The sequence below is a fragment of the Caballeronia sp. SBC1 genome, assembly GCF_011493005.1.
Classification (GTDB): domain Bacteria; phylum Pseudomonadota; class Gammaproteobacteria; order Burkholderiales; family Burkholderiaceae; genus Caballeronia.
Genome location: NZ_CP049156.1, coordinates 1,571,786 through 1,593,904 on the forward strand (window position 1 = coordinate 1,571,786; position 22,119 = coordinate 1,593,904).

Here is a 22,119-nt window from a genome sequence, read left to right on the forward strand (position 1 = left end):
CCCGCTTTGCGATGCCGCTTTACGACGACGCTTTGCGATAAATTCGCTGCGCAAACAAAGAAGCTCTGGACGAATCAATCAGATTCGTCCAGAGCTTTTTGACATTCAGCCTGACATCAGTTCAGGAGTTGTCCCAGTTGCCGGAATCGTTGCTGCCCAGGTCGACGCCGCCGCCGTTATCGCTCCAGTCGTTCGAGCCATTGCCGAAGTCGAGTCCGCCACCGTTGTTGTCGTCGTTACCGCGACGGCGGCGCAATTCGTCGTCATCGACCGGCACTTCGCGCTCGATCACGCGCTCGCGGTTGCCACCGGACATTGCCTCACCCAGCAACACGCCCGTTAGCAATCCGCCCATGCCGCCACCAAAACCACCGCCTTGCTGCACGATGACCGGCGGCTGCTGTTGCGGATAAGGCGAATAGGGCGGCTGGCCTTGCGGATTGCGCCCAAAGCGCTCGGCTTCCTGCGCATAGACCGACTGGCCGTCAGCGCTTGCCGGTGCTGCTGTGGCGCGCGGATCGGGCCGGCCTTCCGACCGTGCCCGCACGCTGTCGATCTGATTCGCCAGATCCTCGATCGCGTAGGGCGGGACGGGATTTTTCGAGTTGGACAGCGCTTCGACCATCTGCCGCAGTTGCGTTTCTATGCCTTCGACTTCCTGAAGCATCGCTTCATGACCCGGCTGCGTCGACAAGCGCACGTCGAGCTTCAGCGACCGGACGTCGTTGAGCAACTCGGTGGCGCGCTTGAGCTGCGTGCGGCGATCGGCGTCGGCCTGGCCGTCGTCGTTCGACCGCGCGCGTTTCAGACCCCAGCGCAGCACGAGCGCAATCCCGGCGAACAGGACCGCGAGCAACACCCACATGCCCATTGAAGGCCCATGTCTTTCAGGAGCCGCCATGGCACCTTGATTAAACGGATTGCGCGTGACCGAGGTGGAAGTCGAGTTAGACAAATTAGACGTATTACTCGACGAATTCACCCGGTTCGCGTCCGAGCGGATACGCGCTTCCATGGCGTTGAAGCGCGACGGATCGGTGAATTTAACCGCGGGGTCGAGTGTGCGCGCCTGTTGAATCTGAGCGAGCGCGTCAGCGGGACGACCTTCGCGGTCGAGCACTTGCGCGTACAAATAGTGCGCCTTGGCGTTGTTCGGATGTGCCTGCAGCACTTCGTTCAGTTGGGTGTCAGCCTGACTCCAGTTGCCTTGCGTCATTGACTGCTCGATCTGGCCGGCGCTCGGCACGGCGGCAAAGGCCGCTGCCGAAACCAGCATCAGCGATGCAGCTAAAGCCATCACATATTTTTTCATCAGCGGACCGGGGCGTTCGCGCCCGTCTCCATTCCATGCGACATTTCGATGCAATACCCCAATGCTGCTCGCAGCGAACCGCGCTATTGCGCCGCTCGCTGCGCCTTTATCTTTTACCGCGTCTGACCGCCCGCGCCGACTTGAGGTTGCCCCATTGCCGGTTCGCGCCGTCAGGCGTTCGCCCCGAAGGGCGCAAGCCTTGGTCCCGCTCTTGTTTTGCTTTATACCCAGGCCGGCACGAAACCTTCGCGCTGGCCTGGGAACCAGCACTTTACTGGGCCGGCGTGTTCATCTGCTTCTTGAGCGCTTCCAGGCGGTCTTCGACAGACGGGCCACGCGTGAGCGCCGCGAGTTTGTCTTCGAGTGCCTTGCCGCTCTTCTGATCAGCCGAGTTCAGCCGGGCGTCCGAGCGCGCATTCGACAGCTGGACCTTGTCTTCCAGCTTCTGAAAGTCTTCCGACAGGTTCTTGCCGCCAATACCGCCCAACGCCGTTGCCGCGACATCTTTCGCCGTTGCAATCTGCTGCTTGGCTTGCAGAATGTTCGAACGCGAGTTGAGCTCGTTGCGCCGCTGGCGCATATCGGCGATCTGCTGTTTCAGGTGATCCACCGACGGCACCAGGGTCACCAGTTCGGCGGCCAGCGCATCGCGTTCTGTCTCGGCGTTTGCCTGCGCACCCAGCGCTTCACGCGCAAGTGCTTCGTCGCCACTTTGCAGCGCGCGCTTGGCGCCATCTTCATACTTCTTCGCTTTCTCGGCGGCAACATCGCGCTTGCTTTGCTGCGTGGCGACCTGCGCCTCGATTTCGATCAGCGAGTTCTCGGCCTTTGCAATGCTGTCGTCGAGTTCGCGCACAATCTGCCGCGCGTCTCGCGACGGGTCCTGCACGGTGTCGGCGGCGTCGTTCAGCAGGCCCTTGACGGTGCGGGAGATGGAATCCAAAAGCGACATGAGTTTCCTCCTGGAAATGAAGTCGGCTGCCATGCAGCAACGTTCGATGAACATTTTATGAATGTTCACTAACGTTTGATTAAGCGCGGCGCCCACGGCGTCACGCGTCGGATAAATCGGGCCGGGCGCACGGATTGCAAGCTCGCCGATACATTTTGTTGCGATGGGCGAATCCGCACATTGAGGACGGGTTTGGCCGGCAGTGCATGAGCCGGGTTTTCTCATGCTTTCGTGCGCGCAGCGTCCAGATTTTGCCCGGGGTATTAAACCATGCAACGGCTTAAACCGGGCTTAACCGCTTTATCTTAACGGTACACCACGCGGTTGATTTCGCGAGTATCGCCGCGGAAATTCAACTTCTAGAACGAAATAAGAACGGATTGACCATGTCGAAGATGCTTGTTGTCGCATTTGCCGTTACAGCTGTCGCTTTCCTGATTCTGGATGCGATCTGGCTTGGCGTGATTTCACGGAATGTGTATCAGCGGGAGATCGGCGAATTGTTATTGCCCAAACCCAATTTTGGCGCGGCGGCGGCTTTCTACGTGATTTACATCGCGGGGCTGGTGTATTTCTGCGTCGTGCCGGGCGTCGCGGGGCAGAGTGCCATGCGCGGACTGATAAATGGAGCGGTGTTCGGGATCGTCGCGTATGCCACGTATGACCTCACCAACCTGGCTACGCTCAAGGGCTGGAGCACGACCCTCGTCTTCATAGACGTGGCGTGGGGCGCAGCGGCAAGCGCGGTCGCGTCGGCCGTTGCGGTCGCCATTACCACGCGTGTGGTCCCGCTTGACTGAGCCGGGCTGGTTTTTGCCGGACGATCTTTCAGGAGCGCCCGGAAAACGATGCATCTTCGTCCGATTCATCCGGCGTACCGAAGTCTTCCCCGGAATCGCAGGTTTGCGGCAGGACGTCGTCCGTGTCGGATCCAAGCGCGGTCAATGGCTTCGGCCCTTCGGCGGCCAATGTGCGTTTGCTGGCCACCCTGGCGACCTGTGCCGCGTCCCGCGCTTCGCGCGCGGCTGCCCGTTCGGCCACTTGTCGCAGCGCGACATTCAGCGGGTCAGGTGTTTTCGGCGCACGCAACCGGTCTACAAGACTTGCTGCCTTCACCTGTTCGCTGGTCGCGTTGAAGCTCAATACGGCGCGCCGCATGAGTTCGCTGACGCTGACGCCAAGGCCTTCGGCCGTGCTGGTGATCGCAAGTTTCTGCGCGGGAGTGACAAAAACAACGATGCGTTCGCTGGGTTTGGTAGTCATGAGCGCCTCGCTAAGCAGGGCTGGGCAAGTCCGAAAGGCCGATATCCGACACGGGAAAGGCCATTTGATGTGCTTTCGCCGTGCGCGGCGGTACGGCAAACCACGCAACCAACGCTTCCATCATATCGGTTTGCCAACTTTTCGTGCACAAGGACACATTCCCCGAGCCCGCTTCGGACGCTGCCCGCATCAACCGCTTGCAATATTGAGATGGCGGTGCTAATGCCGTCTCCGCGATAGCGTCGGGAGGGCCAGCCTTGACGGACAAACCTGCCGCGGCGGCCCATTACACGGGATTTACTTACAAAAAAATCGTGTCGCGACCGGTGCTCGGCGCTCGAATTCTTTAAAATGCGCTGTTATTCTGCGCGGGGCCGCCAGTGTTGCAGTTTTTCTTACAATGCGATAACGGCCCATTCGCAGGAACGCGCAGCCAGTCCGGGGGCAACGGCACGCGACGCGGCAGTCCAGGTCCATTCCATGCAAGCGCTTGTTTGAGCGCTTCCATGAATCGATCAGGCCGCAGCGCTACACATCGGCTACACGGCGAAGCTGGCCACGGCTTTCGCTCACCCCAACATTTATCGTTACGCGGTTTCATGGCGTTGCGCACCGGGCGCCTTAGGGGCGCGCCGTTCAATCCAAGTCATGCCAATCATCAAACGACCGAATTCCTCGAACGCTCCACGCGATGACCGGGATCAAGATGGTCCTAATCGTTACCGTCAACCCACCGCCAAGTCGCAAGCCGGACCCTCGATCGCGCTGCGCATCCTGTTGTGGTTCGTCGGGCTCTTCGCCGTCGCGGCAATAGTCGGCGCGCTGATCATTGGTTATGCGCTGGTCGTGATGGGGCCGAACCTGCCGTCGCTCGACGCGCTGACCGACTATCGTCCGAAAGTGCCGTTGCGGATCTACACCGCGGATCACGTGCTGATCGGCGAATTCGGTGAGGAGCGCCGGCGGATCGCGCGCTTCGATGAAATTCCGGACCAGATGAAGAAGGCCGTCCTCGCGATCGAGGACTACCGCTTCTACGAGCACGGCGGCGTTGATTTCATCGGCATCGCGCGGGCGGGGTTGAGCGACATCATGCACGGCGGGGCGTCGCAAGGCGCGAGCACGATCACCATGCAGGTCGCACGCAACTTCTTCCTCTCGAGTGAGAAGACCTACACGCGCAAGATCTATGAAATGCTGCTCGCCTACAAGATCGAGCGCGCGCTGACCAAGGACCAGATTCTTGAGCTGTACATGAACCAGATTTATCTGGGCGAGCGGGCGTATGGGTTTGCATCGGCGGCGCGGGTGTATTTCGGCAAGGACCTCAAGGACCTGACGCTCGCCGAATGCGCGATGCTTGCGGGCTTGCCCAAAGCACCGTCAGCGTATAACCCGGTCGTCAATCCGAAGCGTGCGAAGGTTCGTCAGCAATACATCCTGAAGCGCATGCTTGACCTGAAGTTCATCACGCAGGCGCAGTTCGACCAGGCCAGCGCCGAAGAAATACACGCACGCGTGTCCGGCACGGAATACAGCGTGCACGCCGAGTATGTGGCGGAAATGGTGCGGCAGATGATGTACGCGCAATACCGCGACGACACGTACACGCGTGGCTTTTCGGTGACCACGACCATCGATTCCGCCGATCAGGAAGCGGCGTATGACGCCGTGCGCAAGGGCGTGATGGATTACGAGCGGCGCCATGGGTATCGCGGGCCGGAAGGCTTCGTCAATCTGCCGACGACGGGCCAGGATGACCGCGATGAAGCGATCGACGACGCGCTCGCCGATCATCCCGATAACGGCGATCTGATCGCGGGCGTGGTGACGTCGGTGAATGCGAAGCAGGTGGTCGTGACGTTCGTCAACGCTGACCCGGCGACCATCACCGGCGACGGCTTGCGTTTTGCGGCCGCCGGCTTGCGCAGCAATGCATCGGCAGCGGTGCGGATCAAGCCGGGTTCTATCGTGCGCGTGGTGCAGGACGCGAAGGGCAACTGGAGCATCACGCAGTTGCCGCAGGTGGAAGGCGCGCTGGTCTCGCTCGTGCCGCAGGACGGGGCGATCCGCGCGCTGGTCGGTGGCTTCGATTACAACAAGAACAAGTTCAATCACGTCACGCAGGCGTGGCGCCAGCCGGGGTCGAGCTTCAAGCCGTTCATCTATTCGGCGTCGCTGGAAAAGGGACTTGGACCGGCGACCATCATCAACGACGCGCCGCTGTATTTCCCGCCGACTACGCCGGGTGGCGATGCATGGGAGCCGAAGGACGACGACCAGCCCGATGGCCCGATGTCCATGCGCACTGCCTTGCAGAAGTCGAAGAACCTCGTGTCGATCCGTATCCTTTCGTACATCGGCACGAAGTACGCGCAGGATTACGTCACGCAGAAGTTTGGTTTCGATGTCGACAAGACGCCGCCGTACCTGCCGCTCGCGCTGGGCGCCGGTCTTGTCACGCCGCTGCAACTGGCCGGCGGATATTCGGTGTTCGCCAACGGCGGTTCGCGGATCAATCCGTACCTGATTGGTGAAGTGGCCGATGCACACGGCACGGTGATCTCGCGCGCCAATCCGCTGATTGCCGGCAGCAACGCGCCGCAAACGCTTGAACCGCGCAACGCGTACGTCATGAACAGCTTGCTGCATTCGGTCGCGACCGGTGGCACGGGTTCCGGCACCAACGTGCTCAAGCGTAACGACTTGCAGGGCAAGACCGGTACGACCAACGACGCGAAGGACGGCTGGTTCGCGGGTTATCAGCATCAACTCGTGGCAATCGCGTGGATGGGCTACGACCAGCCGAAGTCGCTCGGCGGCCGTGAATTCGGCGCACAACTTGCGTTGCCGATCTGGGTGCAGTACATGCAACGGGCGCTTGCCAATGTCCCGCAACAGCAAATGGCGATGCCTGACGGTTTGACGACCATCGACGGTGAGTTGTTCTACGCCGATAAAACCCCGGGCACTGGTTTTGTCGCGAGCATCGGTGTGGATTCAGCGAATCCGATCGAAGGTGCAGCCGACGCGGTGGGCGGTGTCGGTCCTAGCGGCTTGACGCCGCCGAGCGTGCCGCCACCCAGTGTGAACCCGGCCGAGCGCCAGGAGATCATGGACCTATTCAAGGGGCATTGATCGGGTTTGGGATGTTCGATGCATTTAGCCGCGCAGCTCGACAGCAACGGGCGCGCGGTGCGCGTGCGTTCGCGACAAGACAGCCGGATGCTCTCGTTTATCAATCGGAGGAGAAGCACGCCATGACGAAGACAAGCGTCAAGTCCCTCGGCATCGCTGTGGATCATGACAAGCCCAACTTGTCCAAAGGGCAAAAAGCGTTCAACGCGCTGATCAAGCAGATTGAAAAACGGCGCGCACGGCTAAGTGCCTGGGAAGCTGTCATTCCGCCTTTCCACCAAAAATTTACCGGTGAATATGCTTTACTCGAGCGGACCTTGACGGATTTGCAGATCCGGTTAGCGCATCGTCTCGATCAGGCATGCGACCAGAAGGGCCTGACCAAAGCAGAACGCCGCACGGCTTCAGGCCTGGTTGCCGAGATGGCCAGCGACCTTTTTGCACAACGTGACGATCCAGAACTGAAGGCGCTGTACAACAAGCACAGCGGATCCGATTACGACCGTGAGACGGCCTCCGAACTGGAGGAAATGAAATGGGCGTTGGAAGACATGCTTGGTGTAGAGCTGGGCGACGATCTTGATATGAGCTCGCCCGAAGCTGTGTATGAGCGCGTGCAGGCGGAGATGGAGCAGCGTCAGGCCCAGGATTTCGCCGAAAGCCAAGCGAGGGAAGAACAGCGCGCCAAGCGCAAAAAGACGCCTAAGCAAATCGCAGCGGAGGCGCGAGTGGAAGCCGAGCAGGCGCAGCTCAGTTTGTCTATTCGCGAGGTGTACCGCAAACTGGCAAGCGCCCTGCATCCCGATCGGGAGGCCGATCCGCTGGAGCGCGACCGGAAAACCTCGCTGATGCAGCGCGTGAACCAGGCGTATGGAAACAACAACTTGCTGCAGTTGCTGGAGTTGCAGCTGGAACTGGAACACATCGATCAGCACGCGATCAATAACATTAGTGAAGACAGGCTAAAGCACTACAACACCATCTTGAAGGAACAAATCGGCGAGCTGGATCAGGAGATCATGCACGTCGAAGCCGAGTTCAAGCATCGCTATGGAATTGCGCCGTTTGCTATCGTGTCTCCAGGTAGTATCGAGCGCAATCTGATCAGCGATATTGCATCGGTTCGCAAGAGCATACGGGCACTGGAGAGGGACCTGCTTGCATTTGAGGACATCAAACAACTCAAGCTTTGGCTAAGGCGCCTGGAGCGTGAAGCGGCAATGAATCCTTTCGACGATATGTCTTTCTGACCATTAACGGCATTGGCTCGCGCGCTTACGCCCAGGCGCGACGAGTGGCACCAGCTGCCTCGCTTGCGCGAATTGCTTTCAGCGCACATAAAAAAGGCGTCCCATTGCGGGACGCCTTTTTTACTGCAGCGAGATTATTTGCCGAGCGTAGACGGCGGCTTCACCGCACATGTCGTCTCGATGCTCGACTGATCCGCGAACGTCAGCTTCAACGGGATCGTTGATCCGACCTTCAACGGCTTGGGCGCGTCCTCGAGCATCAGGTGATACCCACTGGGTGCGAACGCGAGCGTGCCGTGCGCGGGCACTTCGGCAGATTCGACCATCGACATGGTTGATGTGCTGCCGTTACTCGTCGACTTATGCAGCATCGCCATGCCGAACGCGGGCGTTTCCGCGCCGGTAAGCGTGGCGGGTTTATCGCCGCTATTCGATACCACGAAGTATCCCGACGACGGCAGGTTTGCCGGCATGGAGCGGATCCAGCAATCGTGCGCTTCGAGCGTTGCGGCTTGCACGCCAGACGCCGCGAGGGCGCATAAGGACAGCAAACCGGCGTGAATCAGTGTATTGGTTTTCATGGTCAGCTCACTTTACATTGAAGAGGTAATGCCCTTGCGTACGATGGCCGTCGTCGGCCACGGCCGTCCATTCCACTTGATAGGCGCCTGTCTTGAGCGCGCCGAGAGCGACGCTCATATGTTTCTTGTTGCTCGCATTCACAGAGGATTTTGCGCTGTTGACCGGCTTGCCCGCTGCATCGATCACGGTCAGCGTGCTGAATGCCGGTTCGAGGCCTTCCGTGAAATCGATGGCCACCTCATGCGGCGCTTCGACGGTTGCATCGGGCGCAGGCGTTTGCTGCGTGGGGTGCGCATGCGCAAAAGCGAGTTGTGCGGTGGCAAGAAGCAGGGCGGTAAGGCCGCCATGCTTCACCATGTGTGCAAGGGACGTGTTCATGCTGATCCTGTTTGATCGTGTTTGATCCGGGTGACGCGAATCATCAGTCCCGGCTATGCAGCCGGCGACAGTGCGCAGAAGAATCAGGCGACGACTGGCGGTGCACGAGGCTGTGCAGCGAAGACCGGCGCATAGGGCGGGAAGGGCTGGTCAGGGGCGTTATCGGATAAAGACTCCGATATAGCGTGTGCTTGATATGCCCTTGCATAAGGTGGCGCCGCGGGTGAATGCGCCGCTAGATTGCAGTAACCGCATGCGTTCCAGTGACCCACGGCGGAGTGCTGCGAAGGGATGGGTTTGTCAGTGCGGGTCTGAGCGTTCCGTGATCCCGCCGCCGAGCACAACGCACTCAGGATTGTCTCGGGCTGCGCGCCGGAGGCCAGCGCTTGCGACACCGCCGGCGCGAGCGCGATCATCAGGATCGCAAGCAATCCGATGAGGCTGCCGAACTTGCGGACGAGGCGACGGCGCATGAGGCTGACGTTGACTTCCAGAGCGGTTGAGCCGTCGATTATGCCATGCGTGAAAGAGGGAATTTGTACGCTTGCGTTGCAACTGCCGCGACCGATTGCGGCACCGGACACAACGTCATAGTCGCCGGAAAGGCACGCTGAACACGACATACGCGCCTCAAATGAAAAAAGCCCGGAGAACCGGGCTTTTGACTTTTAATCCTTGGTTGCGGGGGTAGGATTTGAACCTACGACCTTCGGGTTATGAGCCCGACGAGCTGCCAGACTGCTCCACCCCGCGAAAAAGATTATAAGACAACGGTGATTGCAGTGCAACATGTTTGTCATGTTTCTCTGCTGCGATGGCTTGGTCGAACGCAGCATTGGCTGATACGAACGTCGACGCGCTGTTCGTGCTCAAGTGCTTTGGGACGCTGTGGGTAGGTGTATGACATAAGCGCACGACATAAGCGCACGACAATGCGTCACACACTGAGAGCGCATATGAAAACTCGGCCGCAGATCTCAATAGAGAGACTTGCGGCCGAGTGTTTTAACTACGCTCCAAGCCAGGTTTCAAGCTGATGAAACGTCGCTTAGAACCCAAACGCGAAACCTGCACCGCCCGTCGTTTCTTCACCAGTGGTCGAACCACCGATCGTGATGACCATGTTGGTTCCAAAGCGCTTCTGGAAGCCGACCGCGATTGCTGCCTTGTCACGATACACACCCGTGCCGGCCGCGAAGCGGTTGTCCTTGTCGGCGACGGCTGCCGCGCTGCCTGCCATCATTGCCATCGCGCTGCTCATCGCACCGACGCTGTTGATGTGGTTGTTCGCAATCGAGAGGCCGCTGTTCATGTCGGAGCGAAGCGCGTCCGTATAACCCTTCGCCGACTTCACGCCCGTGTTCACTGACTGTTGCATCTGGTTCACGTTGACCGCATCCGTACCTTCCGTGCCTGCCGCAACGTTCGTGATCTGACGTTGACCGCCGGCCGATGTCGTACCCACCGATACCGTGTTGGCACGATCCGCGACCGAGCCTGCGCCCAACGCAACCGCGTTGCTCGCCGTAGCCGATGCATTCGCACCCACGGCAACCGCATTCTTCGCCGTAGCCGCTGTGTTCGCACCCAACGCAACCGCATTGGCGCCGCTGGCGACTGACGTCGCGCCGGACGCTACTGCGTTGACGCCTGATGCCATGGCGTTTGCACCCGATGCGACGGAATGTGTACCGCTTGATGTGGCGACTTCCGAGTTGCGATCGCCATCTGCTGTGAAGAGCGGGTTGTACGCGCCGTTCGCGAGGTTAGTGACCTGACCCATCATGTCGCTCAACTGGCCCAAGTTGACCGCATCCATTGAGCTCGTGCCCGCGGCAACGTTGTGCAGCGCAGTTCCGGTCGCATTGCCATTGCCGAGCGTTGCATTGGCATAGTCCGGCGTGCCGTCGGCGTTGGTGTCGTACTTGATGGCGGCGGCGCTAAGCGACGTTACGCTGCTCGATACGGCATTCAGCTGTCCAACGTTAGCTGCATCGGTCGCTGCCGTGCCCGCTGCCACGTTAGTCACCTGACGCTCGCTGCCCACTCCACCAACCGATACCGAGTTGTCACGATCCGCCACCGAGTTCGAACCGAGTGCTACTGAGTTCTTACCCGACGACAGCGCCGCACCACCGATAGCCACCGAATCCGTGCCCGTTGCTGACGAATCCGCAAGCGTTGAATTGGTGTGGAAATACTTGATGCCACCGCCGTTGTTGACGTTGTTCGTGAAGTCCTGCAACGCAGCGACGTTCTTGTTTGTTGCGTACAACTGCGAACCGTTCACGGCGTCCGTGCTGTCGTCCGACAGCTTGCCGTTGGCGAGATTCGTCAGCAACGTAGGTTTCGTTGCCGCTGCACCGCCGAGTGTGATCTGCTGATAGTTCGGGTTGCCGTTCTCATCCGTGTCGTACTTGACTGCGAAGCTGTCGAGCGTGCCGAGGTTATTCGATACCGTTGTCAGTTGGCCGACATTAACTGCATCGGTCGATGCTGTACCCGCTGCAACATTGGTCACCTGACGTTCTTTGCCGGCTGCGCCAACTGAAATCGAGTTGTCACGATCTGCCACCGAGTTCGAACCGAGCGCTACTGCGTTCTTAGCCGATGCTACCGCTGCGCCACCGACTGCCACTGAATCTGCGCCCGTCGCTGATGAATCGGCAAGCGTCGAGTTCGTGTGGAAGTACTTGATACCGCCGCCATTGTTGATATTGCCTTCAAACGTTTCGAGCGAGCCGACGCGCTGGTTGGTCGAATACAACTGCGAACCGTTGATAGCGTCCGTGCTGGTCGAGTTCAGGTCACCAATTTTCAGGTTCGTGAGTTTCGTGGGCGTCTTGGCGCCTGCACCGCCGAGCGTGACTTGCGACTTGTCGGTCGTGTCGTACTTGACTGCGAAGCTGTCGAGTTTGCTCACGTCCTGCGATACGGCTGTAAGTTGCGCCAAATTGACGGCGTCGGTTGACTGCGTACCTGCTGCTACGTTGGTGATCTGCCGTTCCTTACCGGTCGCGCCGACCGAGACGGTGTTCGCGCGGGTTGCGGCCGAGTTAGCGCCGATCGCGACCGAATTGTCCGCCGAAGCAACCGCTGCGCCACCGATAGCAACCGCATCTGCTCCCGTAGCCGACGAATCAGCAAGCGTCGAGTTGGAATGGAAATACTTGATGCCGCTGCCGTTGTTGATATTGGTGGCGAACGTTTGCAGAGCCGAGACGTTTTGGTTTGTCGAATTCAGTTGTGAACCGTTGACAGCGTCAGTGCTGGTCGAAGTGAGTGCACCTGCGGCGACATTCGAAATCGTGACCGGTTTGGTCGTGCCGACACCACCAAGCGTGACGTGCAACTTGTCAGTTGTGTCGTAGGCCACCTTGTTGGTGAGCTCGGAATCGATCTTGGAAATTGCGTCGCCTACGGTGCTCGACTGTGTTGCGGCCACGGTGTATGCAGGTGCCTGAACCGTGCCGTCAGCATTGATCTTCGCGCCGCCGCCAAGCAGGGTAGTTACGTTTTGGAGCTGCGTTACGTTGACCGCGTCGTAGGCTTGCGTGCCTGCTGCGACGTTGACAATTTGGCGTTTGGTCGTTGCATTGCCGACTGACACGGTGCTGGCGCGATCGGCAACTGAAAGCGTACCAAGTGAAACGGAATCCAGAGCGGACGCGGTTGCACCCGGCCCGAGAGCGGTAGCTTTGGTCGCGGCGCGCGAGTCAGAGCCGATGGCTAGTGCTGCATTCAAGCCACCCGTGGAATCAGCGACTGCGTTGCCTCCAACGGCTATGCTTCCTACCCCAATCGCTGTTGCGCCGCTCGTGCTATCTGAAGCATCGTTGGCAGAGAGGTATTTGTTTTTAACCCCCGCCAGTCCAGCTGTGAGCTGGCTCACATTGACGGCGTCGTTGGCGTCCGTACCTGCTGCTACGCCTATCAGCTTGTTCGCCGTTCCAGAGGTCGTGCCGTTGCTGAACAGGCTGAGGCCACCGTGAACGTAGGCAACAGGCGAACCCGAAGACACGCCTGAACCGAAGACTTCTAGTCCCCCATTAATGAACGCGCCGCTCTGGTTGGAAATAAGGTTCGTTCCATTAGTACCCCCTCCACCGCCGTTCAGGCCGATGGACGTGGCGGATCCCGCATTTCCCAAGCTCGGATTGCAGCCGGCCCCGGTGTAAATGCTTGTGCCGTGCTGGGTGTCGCCATCGTAGATCGCCGTGCAAGTGCCGTCGGTGAAGTCATTGAAAAGGGCGGCTCGGTTCTCGGCTGCCAGAGTAACCGCGGACGGCAATCCGAGGCTGGCGCCCGCTAAAGCGATGGCGGAGAGGCCCAAGGGCGTGCGAGCCCTTTCTGATGACTTTTTACCGCGGGATGCAGCGGTTTCCGAGACCGCGACCCAAGCGCCGATTGATTCATTCCAGACGGACTTATAAACCTTGTTCATTTTGCATTCCTGCGTAGAGTTGACTCGGATCCAATACGCAAACACACGGTGGATTTGGATCAATCTGCATGTTGTGTCAGCGCCGGTGTCAAATCCGAATGGACCCGCCGATGGCTGCGTGGATAAGGTTCGAACTCTACTTAGCGAGATGAAATGCCCTAATGAGAAAGCTCCTAATTCATTCGGTAGTGCAATATAAACAACATAATAGCGACCCAGATAATTTGAACTTTCGGGTGATTTAAGACCAATTGAGAGTTGCCGGGGTAACGGCTTATCCGCAGATTAATCGATGTGCAAAAAACCCGGGTCGTCGCCGAGCAATTGAATGACGTAGGCGCGCAAACCCAGCGTCGCCAGTCATGTCACAATTTGCCCATTCGCGTCGTGCATCGGATGTTTCAAGATCGCGTCGCTCGCCTTAACACTCGTCAGGAAACCATTGCTTATGAACATCGCCCAAGACCTTCAGACCATCGCGCATCAGGAACAAACGCTTGTCTTCCCGCACTTCGATTCAGACCGTGCGTGGCAGATCGGTTCGCAACTGCGCGAAATGGCGGTGGCGCGTGGCGCAGTCGTAGCCATAGAAGTTCGTACCTTCGGGCAGCCGTTGTTTTTTGCCGCGCTCGAAGGCACCACGCCCGACAACGTGCGTTGGGTGCAACGCAAGGCGCGTACGGTTGAGCACTTTCGCCGCAGTTCGTATGCGATCGGCCTGAGCTTGCAGCAAGCAGGCGCAACCCTCGCCGATAAATACAGTCTCCCCGCCGCCGAGTTCGCCTCGCACGGCGGCGCGTTTCCATTGGCGGTGAAGGGCGCCGGCGTGATCGGTGTAGTGACGGTGTCGGGTTTGCCGCAACGCCAGGATCATGGGTTCGTGGTGGAGGGCTTGTGCGCGATTCTTGGGCTTGACGCAAGCGCGTTCGCGTTTGCATCGGACAAGGCTTGATCCATGCGCTCATCCGCTTATATGCTGCTCGCGGTCGCCATTGTTGCCGAGGTCGTGGCGACATCGGCATTGCGGGCATCGGAGGGATTTTCGCGCCTGGTGCCGTCCGTGATCGTGGTGATCGGCTACGGCATCTCGTTCTATCTGCTCTCGCTCACGCTGAAGTCGATTCCAGTCGGCATTGTGTACGCCGTGTGGTCGGGTGCGGGCATTGTCCTGATCACGCTTGTGGCCGCGCTGTTATTCAAGCAGATCCCCGATCTGCCCGCCGTCCTCGGCATGGGCCTGATCGTGGCGGGCGTGGTCGTGCTGAACGTGTTTTCGAAGGTCAGCCCGCACTAATTTTTGCAGTTGGGCTGGCGGGCGTCAGTTACAACGGATGACCATCGAGCGGTTCTTGACATTCGCCGACACCACGTTGGTGATGCTGCCGCCCGACGGTCCGCCTTCCTCGTTATCCTTCGAGACGATGGTGTAGCCGGTCGCGCCGCATTTATCGCCAGCGAGGACGTAGCAGCTCGCCCATGTCGTGCTCGCATCCGCGCCGCTGCAGTTGATGGCGTAGCCGCTCTGGCCGTCGGGTAGATGGATCAGCGATGCGTCGGTCGACGATGCGCATCCGCCGAGGCTTAAAACACCCGCGGCTGCCATGATGAGACCGGTGACCTGTAAAACCCGCGTCATGCGAAATGAGGAGAGGGAGGGGGGCGGCAAGCGCCGTGCAAATTGCTTCATCGTGTTCCTTTGGTGGCAAATGCCGGATAACGTCGTCGTTGTGGAAGATCAGGGGAAACTGATTGGGCGAAATCCATGGACCCCGCCCCTGAACCCGCTTCTCCAAACTTACGTCTCCAGCGTGTTTCCCAAACATGTTTCGTGCCCGTATTTTCCCACACGCCGGGGAGCGCAGGAAAAAGCCGGCTTTTTGACGTAGATCAACTCACCTCGATAAATGCTCCGCCGGCCATACCCTGGCGCGCGGCTTGCAATACATTTCAAACGAACTGCCATCGGACTCGCTGAGCCGCCTCGAAGCCCGGTGGAAATGAAACAGGTTGCAACCGCTGAGAACTAATTGCCAGCGTTCAAACCTTACAGAAGCGTGGGCATCACACGAACACCTATAAAACATCGAGAGGAAAACCATGGCTGAACGCGTTAGCGGCCCGTATCGCGGCTATTACATCAGCGCGGCGGCGCGCCTGACCCAGACTCCCGTTCAGGCCGACGGAGCGCCGGGCGCGCCCATCTACGTGGGCACGGTCAGCCTTGCTGAGGGCGGCCCGGACAATGTGCATCGCTTCGAAGCGATGGTCGATGTTGGCACACAGCAGCGCTTCGCGACCGAGGACGAAGCGCTCGTCCAAGTGGAGCAGGCGGCGCGCGCTTATATCGACAGATTGCTGCAAAATAAGTGATGCGCACGCTCAACATCCGTCACCCGGCGATGCGATGCGTTGCCGAGGCGCTGCTCGATTTGTTCCCGAGCGGCGCGGATATCAGCGAGATCGGCACGGATCAGAAACCGTGCCTGTTTGTAAGCTGGCGCACGAGTGGCGTGGCCGGTCATCCGGGCAATATTGCGTGGGGCGTGCACTACCGGTTCGAGACGGAGGCATTGAGTCTTTTCGATCTCGCCACCGAGCCGGCGCAGCAGCAGTTTTGCGAGCGGGTCAGGGACATGAGCCGGCATCTGAAGTTCAATTACGCCGATCCGGACGCGGTGTCGCTGCTGATTGTCGACGTGCCCGCCGAGCTGGTCCGGTTCAGCATGGAAGAAGCCAACTAGACCGGATAGAGGTGCCGCGAGTAGGATCGTGCGTTACCGTCATTTCATTGCTTATTTTCCCGCTCTCCGAGGCCGCCATGAACATCCTTTTTCCAGCCGACGCGCCCGCGTATCGCGATACGAATCTCACGGTGGTATTTGCTGCGCTGGTCAATGGCGAGCGCGTTCCGTGCGCGATCTCGGTCGAGGCGCTGGAGGATCATTTTGGCGTGGAAAGCTGCGATGGCACCGGCTGGATACGCGCATTCGATGCTGCACGCCCGAGGATTGAAGCAGTTGCAAGGGAGCATCTGCACATCAATAACGGCGCGCCCGTACTATTGAAGAGTGGCCATTTTCCCCCGGGAACCGCGAACTGATAGCAGGCATTTAACGCGGCGGCCACACTCAACGCTGTTCAGTTTTGCATTGACTTGTCCAGTGTCATCCGGAAAATGCCCGGGATGGCCGGCTCAAAACAACATCTTTCAAATCAGCCCTTATTGCGCGTCCAGATCCTGGATGCGGCGCGCGCGATCGTCGTGCGCGAAGGTTTTGACGCAGTGTCGATGCGCAAGATCGCCGGAGTCGTCGGTTATTCTCCCGCGTCGCTTTATCTGCACTTTGCCAGCCGCGATGCCATCGCCTGTGCGCTTTGCGTCGAGGGCCACGCGCAACTGCTCGAGTCGCTGCGCGCACATGATGGCGTGCTGGAACCCGTCGAGCGCCTGAAGGCCATGGCGCATACCTATGTCTCGTTTGGGCGGACACATGCGCAGGTGTATCGGCTGATTTTTATGCAGAATCCCGCTTATACCGATGCCGCTGCTAAAGACGCTGCATTGACCGGCGAGACCGTACTTTCCATGTTGACTCAGACGCTGGCGCTCATCCATAGTCCACCGATCCGGGCCGAGACGTTGTGGGCGGCGTTGCACGGTATCGTGTCCTTAAGCCTGATGGCCCAGACGGTTTTTACCGTGCCGACGGATACGCTTGTCGATGAAACGGTGGATCTGTTTTTGCCCCGCGTCATCAAGAGGAAACCTGCTCGTCGACAGTCATCCGCAAGCGCCGGCTGACGGGCTTTCCTGCTCCATTTCCAGCTCCATTTTTAGCTCCATTTCCACTCACACGAATAGAAACCTGCATTGCATATGACTGATTCCATCGATGAAATCCGTATCGAACGCGCGCAGGGTATCGGCTTTATCGCGCTGAACCGTCCGAAGGCGTTGAACGCACTGTCCACGCCCATGCTGCACGCCATTCATAGCGCGCTGAAAGCCTGGCGCGACGACCCTCTGGTGCACGCCGTGATTATCTACAGCCCGCATCCGCGCGCGTTCTGCGCGGGCGGCGATATCCGGTTTTTATATCAATCGGCGAAGGCGGGCGAGAATGCGGTTATCGAAGAATTTTTCACCGATGAATACCGCCTGAATCATGCGATTTTCACGTATCCGAAGCCGTATATTGCGTTGATGAACGGCGTGGTCATGGGCGGCGGAATGGGTATTTCGCAAGGCGCGCGGCATACGGGCGGCGTGCGCGTGGTCACCGGCTCAACGAAGATGGCGATGCCCGAGACGCGCATCGGCTTGTTTCCGGATGTGGGCGTGAGCTGGTTCCTCGCGCGCACGCCGGGTGCTATCGGGCGTTATCTGGCGGCGACGGGTGCGACAATCGATGCCGCCGATGCGCTCTACGCCGGCCTCGCCGACGCTTATATGGACGACGACGCGCTGCCCGCGCTTATCGATACGCTGAAGGAAAAATCGTTCGCTACCGGCGCGGAGGTGGTGCGGTTTATCGAAACGCAGTCGCACTCGAATGGGGGGAAGGCGAGCGAACTCGAGCGGGAGCGCGGGTTTATCGACAAGCATTTTGCGTTGGGCAACGGCGCGGCTTGTCTGAAGTCGCTGGAAAGCGTGACGGGCGGTGAGGAGGGCGATTGGGCTGCCCGCACGGCCGCTGAGTTGCGCGAGCGTTCGCCGTTATCTGTCGATGTATCGCTGGAATTGATCGACCGGGCCAAAACGTCGAGCATGGCTGAGACGTTGCGGCGCGACCTCGGGCTCACACGCACGACGTTCGATCATGGCGATGTGATGGAAGGCATCCGGGCGCGCATTGTCGACAAGGACAATCAGCCGGTGTGGAAAGTGACGCGTATGGAAGACGTGACGCGCGAAGCGGTCGTGCGGATGTACGACAGCCCGTGGACTGAGCGCGACCATCCGCTGGCCGCGCTGGCGGATTAGTCCGCGTCGCTGTCGGCCATGAAGGCGCGCATGAAGACGAGCGCGCCCCAGCCCCACATGGCATTCGATGCAAAACCGAGTGCCAGCCGGGGCAACATGTTGCCGCTCGGCCAGATGCCGCGCAGCGGATCGACCAGGAACACGCTCACGGCCGTCAGCACGACGCCGCCGAACACCAGTGCGCCGATCCACGGCGCCGTGCGGTCGGGTGCGACGCGTAGCAGCCACGCCATCAAGATGCCGAAGAATGCGCTCCATAGCGCATTGACGATGAACTCGGGGATTCCCAGCACCAGTGGCAGGAATGGGGCGGTGGAATAACCGCTCGGATCGACGACACCGGCCGCGTGCAGCAGCGCAATTGTCGACTCCCGGAAAAACAAAGCGGCGAGAAAGCCCGCGACGAACGGCAGAATGACTTTTTGCATTGAAAACCACCGCTTGGGACGCGAGCCGCGGCTGCGTCGATATTTTAAGGTGGCGTCATTATAGGGTCGGGCATGTCGCATTATGGTGCAACCGGGCGAGGCTTTGCGGTCGATGCAACGGGGTACTGGGTAATGCGCTAATCGGGTTGCAGTTTCGCGGCGATGTGGAGTTTAGATCGGCTCTGCTGGAGTTGTTGAGTAGCGTGCGTGGAGTGGCATTGCGCTTGGTGTATGGGTGCGGAAGCTTTTCTCTTTACGCTGGATCGGGTTCGGTGTGTTGCTCGATGAGTTCGAAAGGCACAGGCGGATATTGCGCACGATGCCTCTCAACGCCGCGTGATTTGTCGTTGTCGTCGTCGCCGTGCCATCGCTGCGAACGCACGATGCCCCCGAGTGCTACTTCGCGATCGCGTCGCTGGCCGGATTGTTGCGCAGCATGCGGCTGCTGTTGGGCGGCAGGGCGGGGCGCTTCGTCGGCATGTTGTCCGGGTTGTACGCACGCCCGCCGTTTGCGTTCGCGGCGCCGGGCGTAATCGGCGGTTTAGCCATCGACGCAGAATCGGATGGCTCCGCACTCTGGGCCTGCGCGCTTGTTTCCAATCCGATGCTTGGCACGGCCGTTAAGAAGGCAAACGCGACGACGGTGCCGGGGAGCGTTTTAATCGCACGGGATTTCATGGGTTTCTCCGGATCGACGGCGCATGTCGATTAAATCCGGCAAAGCGCGGCCGTGTTGGTTTGTGACACCGGAGCGCGCGGAAGATTCGTTTTTTTGCGGATACTTCGTAAAAGAAGCTTTGGTCCTACGCTCAGAAGTCCAATGGCTCGGGTGAGTCCGGGCGCGTATGCAATTCTTCCTCGGTGAATTGACGCAAGCGCGATAGAGCGGGGCTAGAAAAGACAAAAGCCGTTCCGATTTATATTCGGAACGGCTTCGCCTTGAAAGCTTGAATCTTTTGGGGTGGCTGATGGGGCTCGAACCCACGACAACAGGAATCACAATCCTGGACTCTACCAACTGAGCTACAGCCACCACTGTCCTACTTCTTACTGCCTCTCTAGCTCACCAGGAACCGGCTTGCTGAATCGAGAAACGAGATTATACGAACAAAGATTCCCTTTGCCTAGCCCCTTATTCGATGAATTCAACAGCTTCGCGCAGATGAGTGCGTGCTTCATCGAAAATGGCCATATCGCCGGTGGCGAGGCGGCGGCTGTCCGAGAGTACGCGACGCCAGCCACGTGCACCCGCCTCGCCTCGATACAAGCCCAGCGCATGTCGCGTAATGCCGCCAAGGAACGCCCCGCGCGCCACTTCCTGACGCGCGTAGTCGATCAAGCGGGCCTCAGCCTCCTCGCGCGACAACACCGGCGTGTCCGCGCCGTAAAACCGGGAATCAACGCCCGCGAGCACGTACGGGTTGTGATAGGCCTCGCGACCGAGCATCACACCATCGACATGTTTCAAATGCTCTTCCACTTCGTCGAGCGTCTTGATGCCACCGTTGATCGATATCTCCAGATGCGGAAAATCGCGCTTCAACTGATACGCATATTCATACTTGAGCGGCGGAATCTCGCGATTCTCCTTCGGGCTCAAGCCCTTCAGGATCGCATTGCGCGCGTGGACAATAAACACTTCACAGCCGGCATCGGCGACCGTGCCGACAAAGTCGCGCACGTACGCGTAATCCTCAACCGCGTCCACGCCAATCCGATGTTTGACCGTGACCGGAATGGATACCTCATCGCGCATGGCTTTCACGCAATCCGCGACCAGCTGCGGTTCGTTCATCAGGCACGCGCCAAAAGCGCCGCGTTGCACGCGCTCGGACGGGCAGCCGCAATTCAGGTTGATTTCGTCATAACCCCATTGCTCGCCGAGCTTCGCACTGCGAGCCAGATCGGCCGGTTCGCTGCCGCCCAACTGCAACGCAACGGGCGCTTCGGCCGGCGTGAACGCGAGATGCCGCGCGACGTCGCCGTGCAGCAGCGCGCCGGTCGTGACCATCTCGGTATAGAGCCACGTATGCTGCGTCAGGATCCGATGAAACGACCGACAATGCCTGTCAGTCCAGTCCATCATCGGGGCCACCGATACTCGTCGGGACTGTGCTGATCGGGCTTTGGCCTTATTCGGCGGGGGTTTTAGGTTCATGCTGGCTTGCTGGTCAGTGCTGGTAAATGGTGCTAAATGTTGCTGAATTCCAGCCCGGTGCTACGATGTAGCCCTGAGTTTCCACAATGTAGCACCGGGGAAAACATGGGAACAGTAACAGCACGAAAACGTAAGGATGGAAGTGTAGCCCACACCGCTCAGATTCGCCTGAAGAAGGCCGGTGTCGTTGTCTACACCGAGGCGAAGACGTTCGATCGGGCGGCGGCGGCCAGCGCGTGGCTGAAGAAGCGCGAGAAAGAACTTGCTGAGCCCGGGACGCTCGAAAGCGCCATGAAAGAAGATCCGACGCTCAAGTACGCAATCGACCGCTACAAGCGCGAGTCGAAGCGTGACATCGGTCGGACGAAAAAGCAGGTGCTACGCGCAATTGAGGATTCGCCTCTTGGGCTGCTGAAATGCAGTGAGGTGACCAGTCAGGCGATTGTTCGCTTTGCTCAGGGACTCGACGTGCAGCCGCAGACAGTTGGTAACTATATGTCGCACCTCGCGGCCGTCTTTACCGTCGCGAAACCCGCTTGGGGCTACCCGTTAGACGAAAGGCAAATTGACGACGCCCGGGTGGTTCTGAAAAAATTAGGGCAGAGTGGTAAATCTAACAAGCGCGACCGACGTCCGACCATTGAGGAGTTAAACCGGATTCTCGACTATTACACGGACATGGAAGCGCGAGAGCGCGCGGAGATACCGATGCGCGAGATTATCATGTTCGCGTTGTTCTCGACGCGCCGTCAGGAGGAGATCACTCGGATTACGTGGGAGGACTATCAGGGTGACCGAGTGATGGTGCGGGACATGAAGCACCCGGGGCAGAAGATCGGGAACGATACGTGGTGCGACCTGCCGGCAGAAGCGCGCCGCGTGGTGGATGCGCTAAAGCGCGGGAAGGGGGAGATCTTCCCGTATAACCATCGTTCTATTAGCGCGAGCTTCACCAGGGCGTGCTCGTTCCTTGCGATTCCGGACCTGCACTTTCATGACCTTAGACATGAGGGAGCTAGCCGACTTTTCGAACTCGGCCTCAACATTCCCCACGTCGCTGCAGTGACCGGGCATAGAGCGTGGGCGTCCCTGCAGCGCTACACCCACGTGCGCCAAACTGGCGACAAGTGGGAAGGCTGGAAATGGCTGGACGTCGTCGCGCCGCGTGCGGTTGAATCCGATGCCAGTGGCTGACCATTGACGATGAGTCTCGCCGCGTAATCACAAATA

Annotated in this window: 21 protein-coding genes, 2 tRNA genes and 1 pseudogene; 11 read left to right on the plus strand and 13 right to left on the minus strand. The window is 59.3% G+C overall.

Annotation, left to right across the window (positions count from 1 at the left end; translation table 11 throughout):
• Positions 1–121: 121 nt before the first annotated feature.
• Together SBC1_RS06895 and SBC1_RS06900 are read right to left on the minus strand one after the other, a co-directional pair.
• A complete protein-coding gene (locus tag SBC1_RS06895) occupies positions 122–1,312 on the minus strand; it encodes a tetratricopeptide repeat protein (RefSeq protein ID WP_165089313.1) in 1,191 nt (396 codons plus the stop codon).
• A gap of 271 nt (positions 1,313–1,583) precedes the next feature.
• Positions 1,584–2,264, minus strand: a complete 681-nt coding sequence (locus tag SBC1_RS06900; RefSeq protein WP_165089318.1) for a PspA/IM30 family protein — start codon at positions 2,262–2,264, stop codon at positions 1,584–1,586.
• 386 nt (positions 2,265–2,650) lie between these two features.
• Between SBC1_RS06900 and SBC1_RS06905 the strand changes: the two genes are divergently transcribed.
• On the plus strand, positions 2,651–3,064 hold the full coding sequence (locus tag SBC1_RS06905) for a DUF2177 family protein (RefSeq protein WP_206366026.1): 414 nt from the start codon (positions 2,651–2,653) through the stop codon (positions 3,062–3,064).
• Positions 3,065–3,262: 198 nt separating this feature from the next.
• Here the strand turns inward: SBC1_RS06905 and SBC1_RS06910 are convergent.
• Positions 3,263–3,527: pseudogene (locus SBC1_RS06910) on the minus strand (hypothetical protein); the annotation flags it as partial.
• A gap of 648 nt (positions 3,528–4,175) precedes the next feature.
• On the opposite strand from SBC1_RS06910, the gene SBC1_RS06915 reads away from it, so the two are divergent.
• Positions 4,176–6,665, plus strand: coding sequence for a penicillin-binding protein 1A (locus tag SBC1_RS06915; protein WP_165089324.1), 2,490 nt, complete (start codon positions 4,176–4,178; stop codon positions 6,663–6,665).
• Between the two features lie 122 nt (positions 6,666–6,787).
• Positions 6,788–7,915 (plus strand): molecular chaperone DnaJ, encoded by a 1,128-nt coding sequence (locus tag SBC1_RS06920; protein ID WP_165089329.1) that lies wholly within the window; start codon positions 6,788–6,790, stop codon positions 7,913–7,915.
• A gap of 134 nt (positions 7,916–8,049) precedes the next feature.
• Here the strand turns inward: SBC1_RS06920 and SBC1_RS06925 are convergent, their stop codons facing one another.
• The 5 genes from SBC1_RS06925 to SBC1_RS06945 all read right to left on the minus strand — a co-directional run bounded on the left by SBC1_RS06925 (position 8,050) and on the right by SBC1_RS06945 (position 13,319).
• Complete coding sequence (locus SBC1_RS06925; protein ID WP_165089333.1) at positions 8,050–8,496, minus strand: copper chaperone PCu(A)C; 447 nt, start codon at positions 8,494–8,496, stop codon at positions 8,050–8,052.
• A 7-nt stretch (positions 8,497–8,503) separates the two neighbouring features.
• Positions 8,504–8,875, minus strand: coding sequence for a copper homeostasis periplasmic binding protein CopC (gene copC / locus SBC1_RS06930; RefSeq protein ID WP_165089351.1), 372 nt, complete (start codon positions 8,873–8,875; stop codon positions 8,504–8,506).
• An 83-nt stretch (positions 8,876–8,958) separates the two neighbouring features.
• On the minus strand, positions 8,959–9,498 hold the full coding sequence (locus SBC1_RS06935; RefSeq protein WP_165089356.1) for a DUF2946 domain-containing protein: 540 nt from the start codon (positions 9,496–9,498) through the stop codon (positions 8,959–8,961).
• Between the two features lie 53 nt (positions 9,499–9,551).
• Positions 9,552–9,628: transfer RNA gene (locus SBC1_RS06940), tRNA-Met, on the minus strand.
• 295 nt (positions 9,629–9,923) lie between these two features.
• The gene (locus tag SBC1_RS06945) at positions 9,924–13,319 is read right to left on the minus strand and encodes an ESPR-type extended signal peptide-containing protein (protein WP_165089361.1); all 3,396 of its coding nucleotides are present in this window, start codon (positions 13,317–13,319) and stop codon (positions 9,924–9,926) included.
• A 448-nt stretch (positions 13,320–13,767) separates the two neighbouring features.
• On the opposite strand from SBC1_RS06945, the gene SBC1_RS06950 reads away from it, so the two are divergent.
• Both SBC1_RS06950 and SBC1_RS06955 read left to right on the plus strand, forming a co-directional pair.
• Complete coding sequence (locus SBC1_RS06950; RefSeq protein ID WP_165089365.1) at positions 13,768–14,271, plus strand: heme-degrading domain-containing protein; 504 nt, start codon at positions 13,768–13,770, stop codon at positions 14,269–14,271.
• Between the two features lie 3 nt (positions 14,272–14,274).
• Positions 14,275–14,613, plus strand: a complete 339-nt coding sequence (locus SBC1_RS06955; protein WP_165089369.1) for an SMR family transporter — start codon at positions 14,275–14,277, stop codon at positions 14,611–14,613.
• 24 nt (positions 14,614–14,637) lie between these two features.
• Here the strand turns inward: SBC1_RS06955 and SBC1_RS06960 are convergent, their stop codons facing one another.
• The gene (locus SBC1_RS06960; RefSeq protein ID WP_241202085.1) at positions 14,638–14,955 is read right to left on the minus strand and encodes a hypothetical protein; all 318 of its coding nucleotides are present in this window, start codon (positions 14,953–14,955) and stop codon (positions 14,638–14,640) included.
• 461 nt (positions 14,956–15,416) lie between these two features.
• Here SBC1_RS06960 and SBC1_RS06965 point away from each other — a divergent pair, with 461 nt between their 5' ends.
• The 5 genes from SBC1_RS06965 (at position 15,417) to SBC1_RS06985 (ending at position 18,303) form a co-directional block, all read left to right on the plus strand.
• Positions 15,417–15,689 carry a hypothetical protein gene (locus SBC1_RS06965; RefSeq protein WP_165089376.1) on the plus strand — a complete coding sequence of 91 codons (273 nt, stop codon included), beginning with the start codon at positions 15,417–15,419 and terminating at the stop codon, positions 15,687–15,689.
• Positions 15,689–16,060 (plus strand): hypothetical protein, encoded by a 372-nt coding sequence (locus tag SBC1_RS06970; RefSeq protein ID WP_241202042.1) that lies wholly within the window; start codon positions 15,689–15,691, stop codon positions 16,058–16,060. The genes SBC1_RS06965 and SBC1_RS06970 overlap by 1 nt, the downstream gene beginning before the upstream one ends.
• Before the next feature lie 77 nt (positions 16,061–16,137).
• Positions 16,138–16,419, plus strand: a complete 282-nt coding sequence (locus tag SBC1_RS06975) for a DUF1488 domain-containing protein (protein ID WP_165089384.1) — start codon at positions 16,138–16,140, stop codon at positions 16,417–16,419.
• An 84-nt stretch (positions 16,420–16,503) separates the two neighbouring features.
• Positions 16,504–17,121 (plus strand): TetR/AcrR family transcriptional regulator, encoded by a 618-nt coding sequence (locus SBC1_RS06980; RefSeq protein ID WP_165089387.1) that lies wholly within the window; start codon positions 16,504–16,506, stop codon positions 17,119–17,121.
• Between the two features lie 75 nt (positions 17,122–17,196).
• A complete protein-coding gene (locus SBC1_RS06985) occupies positions 17,197–18,303 on the plus strand; it encodes an enoyl-CoA hydratase/isomerase family protein (protein ID WP_165089391.1) in 1,107 nt (368 codons plus the stop codon).
• Here SBC1_RS06985 and SBC1_RS06990 read toward each other — a convergent pair.
• The 4 genes from SBC1_RS06990 to dusA all read right to left on the minus strand — a co-directional run bounded on the left by SBC1_RS06990 (position 18,300) and on the right by dusA (position 20,889).
• Positions 18,300–18,731, minus strand: coding sequence for a hypothetical protein (locus SBC1_RS06990; protein ID WP_165089396.1), 432 nt, complete (start codon positions 18,729–18,731; stop codon positions 18,300–18,302). The two genes, SBC1_RS06985 and SBC1_RS06990, sit on opposite strands and share 4 nt — an antisense overlap.
• 396 nt (positions 18,732–19,127) lie before the next feature.
• Positions 19,128–19,409, minus strand: a complete 282-nt coding sequence (locus SBC1_RS06995) for a hypothetical protein (protein WP_165089400.1) — start codon at positions 19,407–19,409, stop codon at positions 19,128–19,130.
• A 279-nt stretch (positions 19,410–19,688) separates the two neighbouring features.
• Positions 19,689–19,764, minus strand: a tRNA-His gene (locus SBC1_RS07000).
• Positions 19,765–19,863: 99 nt separating this feature from the next.
• Complete coding sequence (dusA, locus tag SBC1_RS07005; RefSeq protein ID WP_165089404.1) at positions 19,864–20,889, minus strand: tRNA dihydrouridine(20/20a) synthase DusA; 1,026 nt, start codon at positions 20,887–20,889, stop codon at positions 19,864–19,866.
• Between the two features lie 105 nt (positions 20,890–20,994).
• Between dusA and SBC1_RS07010 the strand changes: the two genes are divergently transcribed.
• On the plus strand, positions 20,995–22,083 hold the full coding sequence (locus tag SBC1_RS07010) for a site-specific integrase (RefSeq protein ID WP_165089408.1): 1,089 nt from the start codon (positions 20,995–20,997) through the stop codon (positions 22,081–22,083).
• Positions 22,084–22,119 lie beyond the last annotated feature (36 nt).

Coding starts and splice junctions, on each gene's coding strand:
- SBC1_RS06895 (WP_165089313.1), bottom strand. CDS start 1,312: ATGAAAAAATATGTGATGGCTTTAGCTGCATCGCTGATGCTGGTTTCG.
- SBC1_RS06900 (WP_165089318.1), bottom strand. CDS start 2,264: ATGTCGCTTTTGGATTCCATCTCCCGCACCGTCAAGGGCCTGCTGAAC.
- SBC1_RS06905 (WP_206366026.1), top strand. CDS start 2,651: ATGTCGAAGATGCTTGTTGTCGCATTTGCCGTTACAGCTGTCGCTTTC.
- SBC1_RS06915 (WP_165089324.1), top strand. CDS start 4,176: ATGCCAATCATCAAACGACCGAATTCCTCGAACGCTCCACGCGATGAC.
- SBC1_RS06920 (WP_165089329.1), top strand. CDS start 6,788: ATGACGAAGACAAGCGTCAAGTCCCTCGGCATCGCTGTGGATCATGAC.
- SBC1_RS06925 (WP_165089333.1), bottom strand. CDS start 8,496: ATGAAAACCAATACACTGATTCACGCCGGTTTGCTGTCCTTATGCGCC.
- copC (WP_165089351.1), bottom strand. CDS start 8,875: ATGAACACGTCCCTTGCACACATGGTGAAGCATGGCGGCCTTACCGCC.
- SBC1_RS06935 (WP_165089356.1), bottom strand. CDS start 9,498: ATGTCGTGTTCAGCGTGCCTTTCCGGCGACTATGACGTTGTGTCCGGT.
- SBC1_RS06945 (WP_165089361.1), bottom strand. CDS start 13,319: ATGAACAAGGTTTATAAGTCCGTCTGGAATGAATCAATCGGCGCTTGG.
- SBC1_RS06950 (WP_165089365.1), top strand. CDS start 13,768: ATGAACATCGCCCAAGACCTTCAGACCATCGCGCATCAGGAACAAACG.
- SBC1_RS06955 (WP_165089369.1), top strand. CDS start 14,275: ATGCGCTCATCCGCTTATATGCTGCTCGCGGTCGCCATTGTTGCCGAG.
- SBC1_RS06960 (WP_241202085.1), bottom strand. CDS start 14,955: ATGACGCGGGTTTTACAGGTCACCGGTCTCATCATGGCAGCCGCGGGT.
- SBC1_RS06965 (WP_165089376.1), top strand. CDS start 15,417: ATGGCTGAACGCGTTAGCGGCCCGTATCGCGGCTATTACATCAGCGCG.
- SBC1_RS06970 (WP_241202042.1), top strand. CDS start 15,689: ATGCGCACGCTCAACATCCGTCACCCGGCGATGCGATGCGTTGCCGAG.
- SBC1_RS06975 (WP_165089384.1), top strand. CDS start 16,138: ATGAACATCCTTTTTCCAGCCGACGCGCCCGCGTATCGCGATACGAAT.
- SBC1_RS06980 (WP_165089387.1), top strand. CDS start 16,504: ATGGCCGGCTCAAAACAACATCTTTCAAATCAGCCCTTATTGCGCGTC.
- SBC1_RS06985 (WP_165089391.1), top strand. CDS start 17,197: ATGACTGATTCCATCGATGAAATCCGTATCGAACGCGCGCAGGGTATC.
- SBC1_RS06990 (WP_165089396.1), bottom strand. CDS start 18,731: ATGCAAAAAGTCATTCTGCCGTTCGTCGCGGGCTTTCTCGCCGCTTTG.
- SBC1_RS06995 (WP_165089400.1), bottom strand. CDS start 19,409: ATGAAATCCCGTGCGATTAAAACGCTCCCCGGCACCGTCGTCGCGTTT.
- dusA (WP_165089404.1), bottom strand. CDS start 20,889: ATGAACCTAAAACCCCCGCCGAATAAGGCCAAAGCCCGATCAGCACAG.
- SBC1_RS07010 (WP_165089408.1), top strand. CDS start 20,995: ATGGGAACAGTAACAGCACGAAAACGTAAGGATGGAAGTGTAGCCCAC.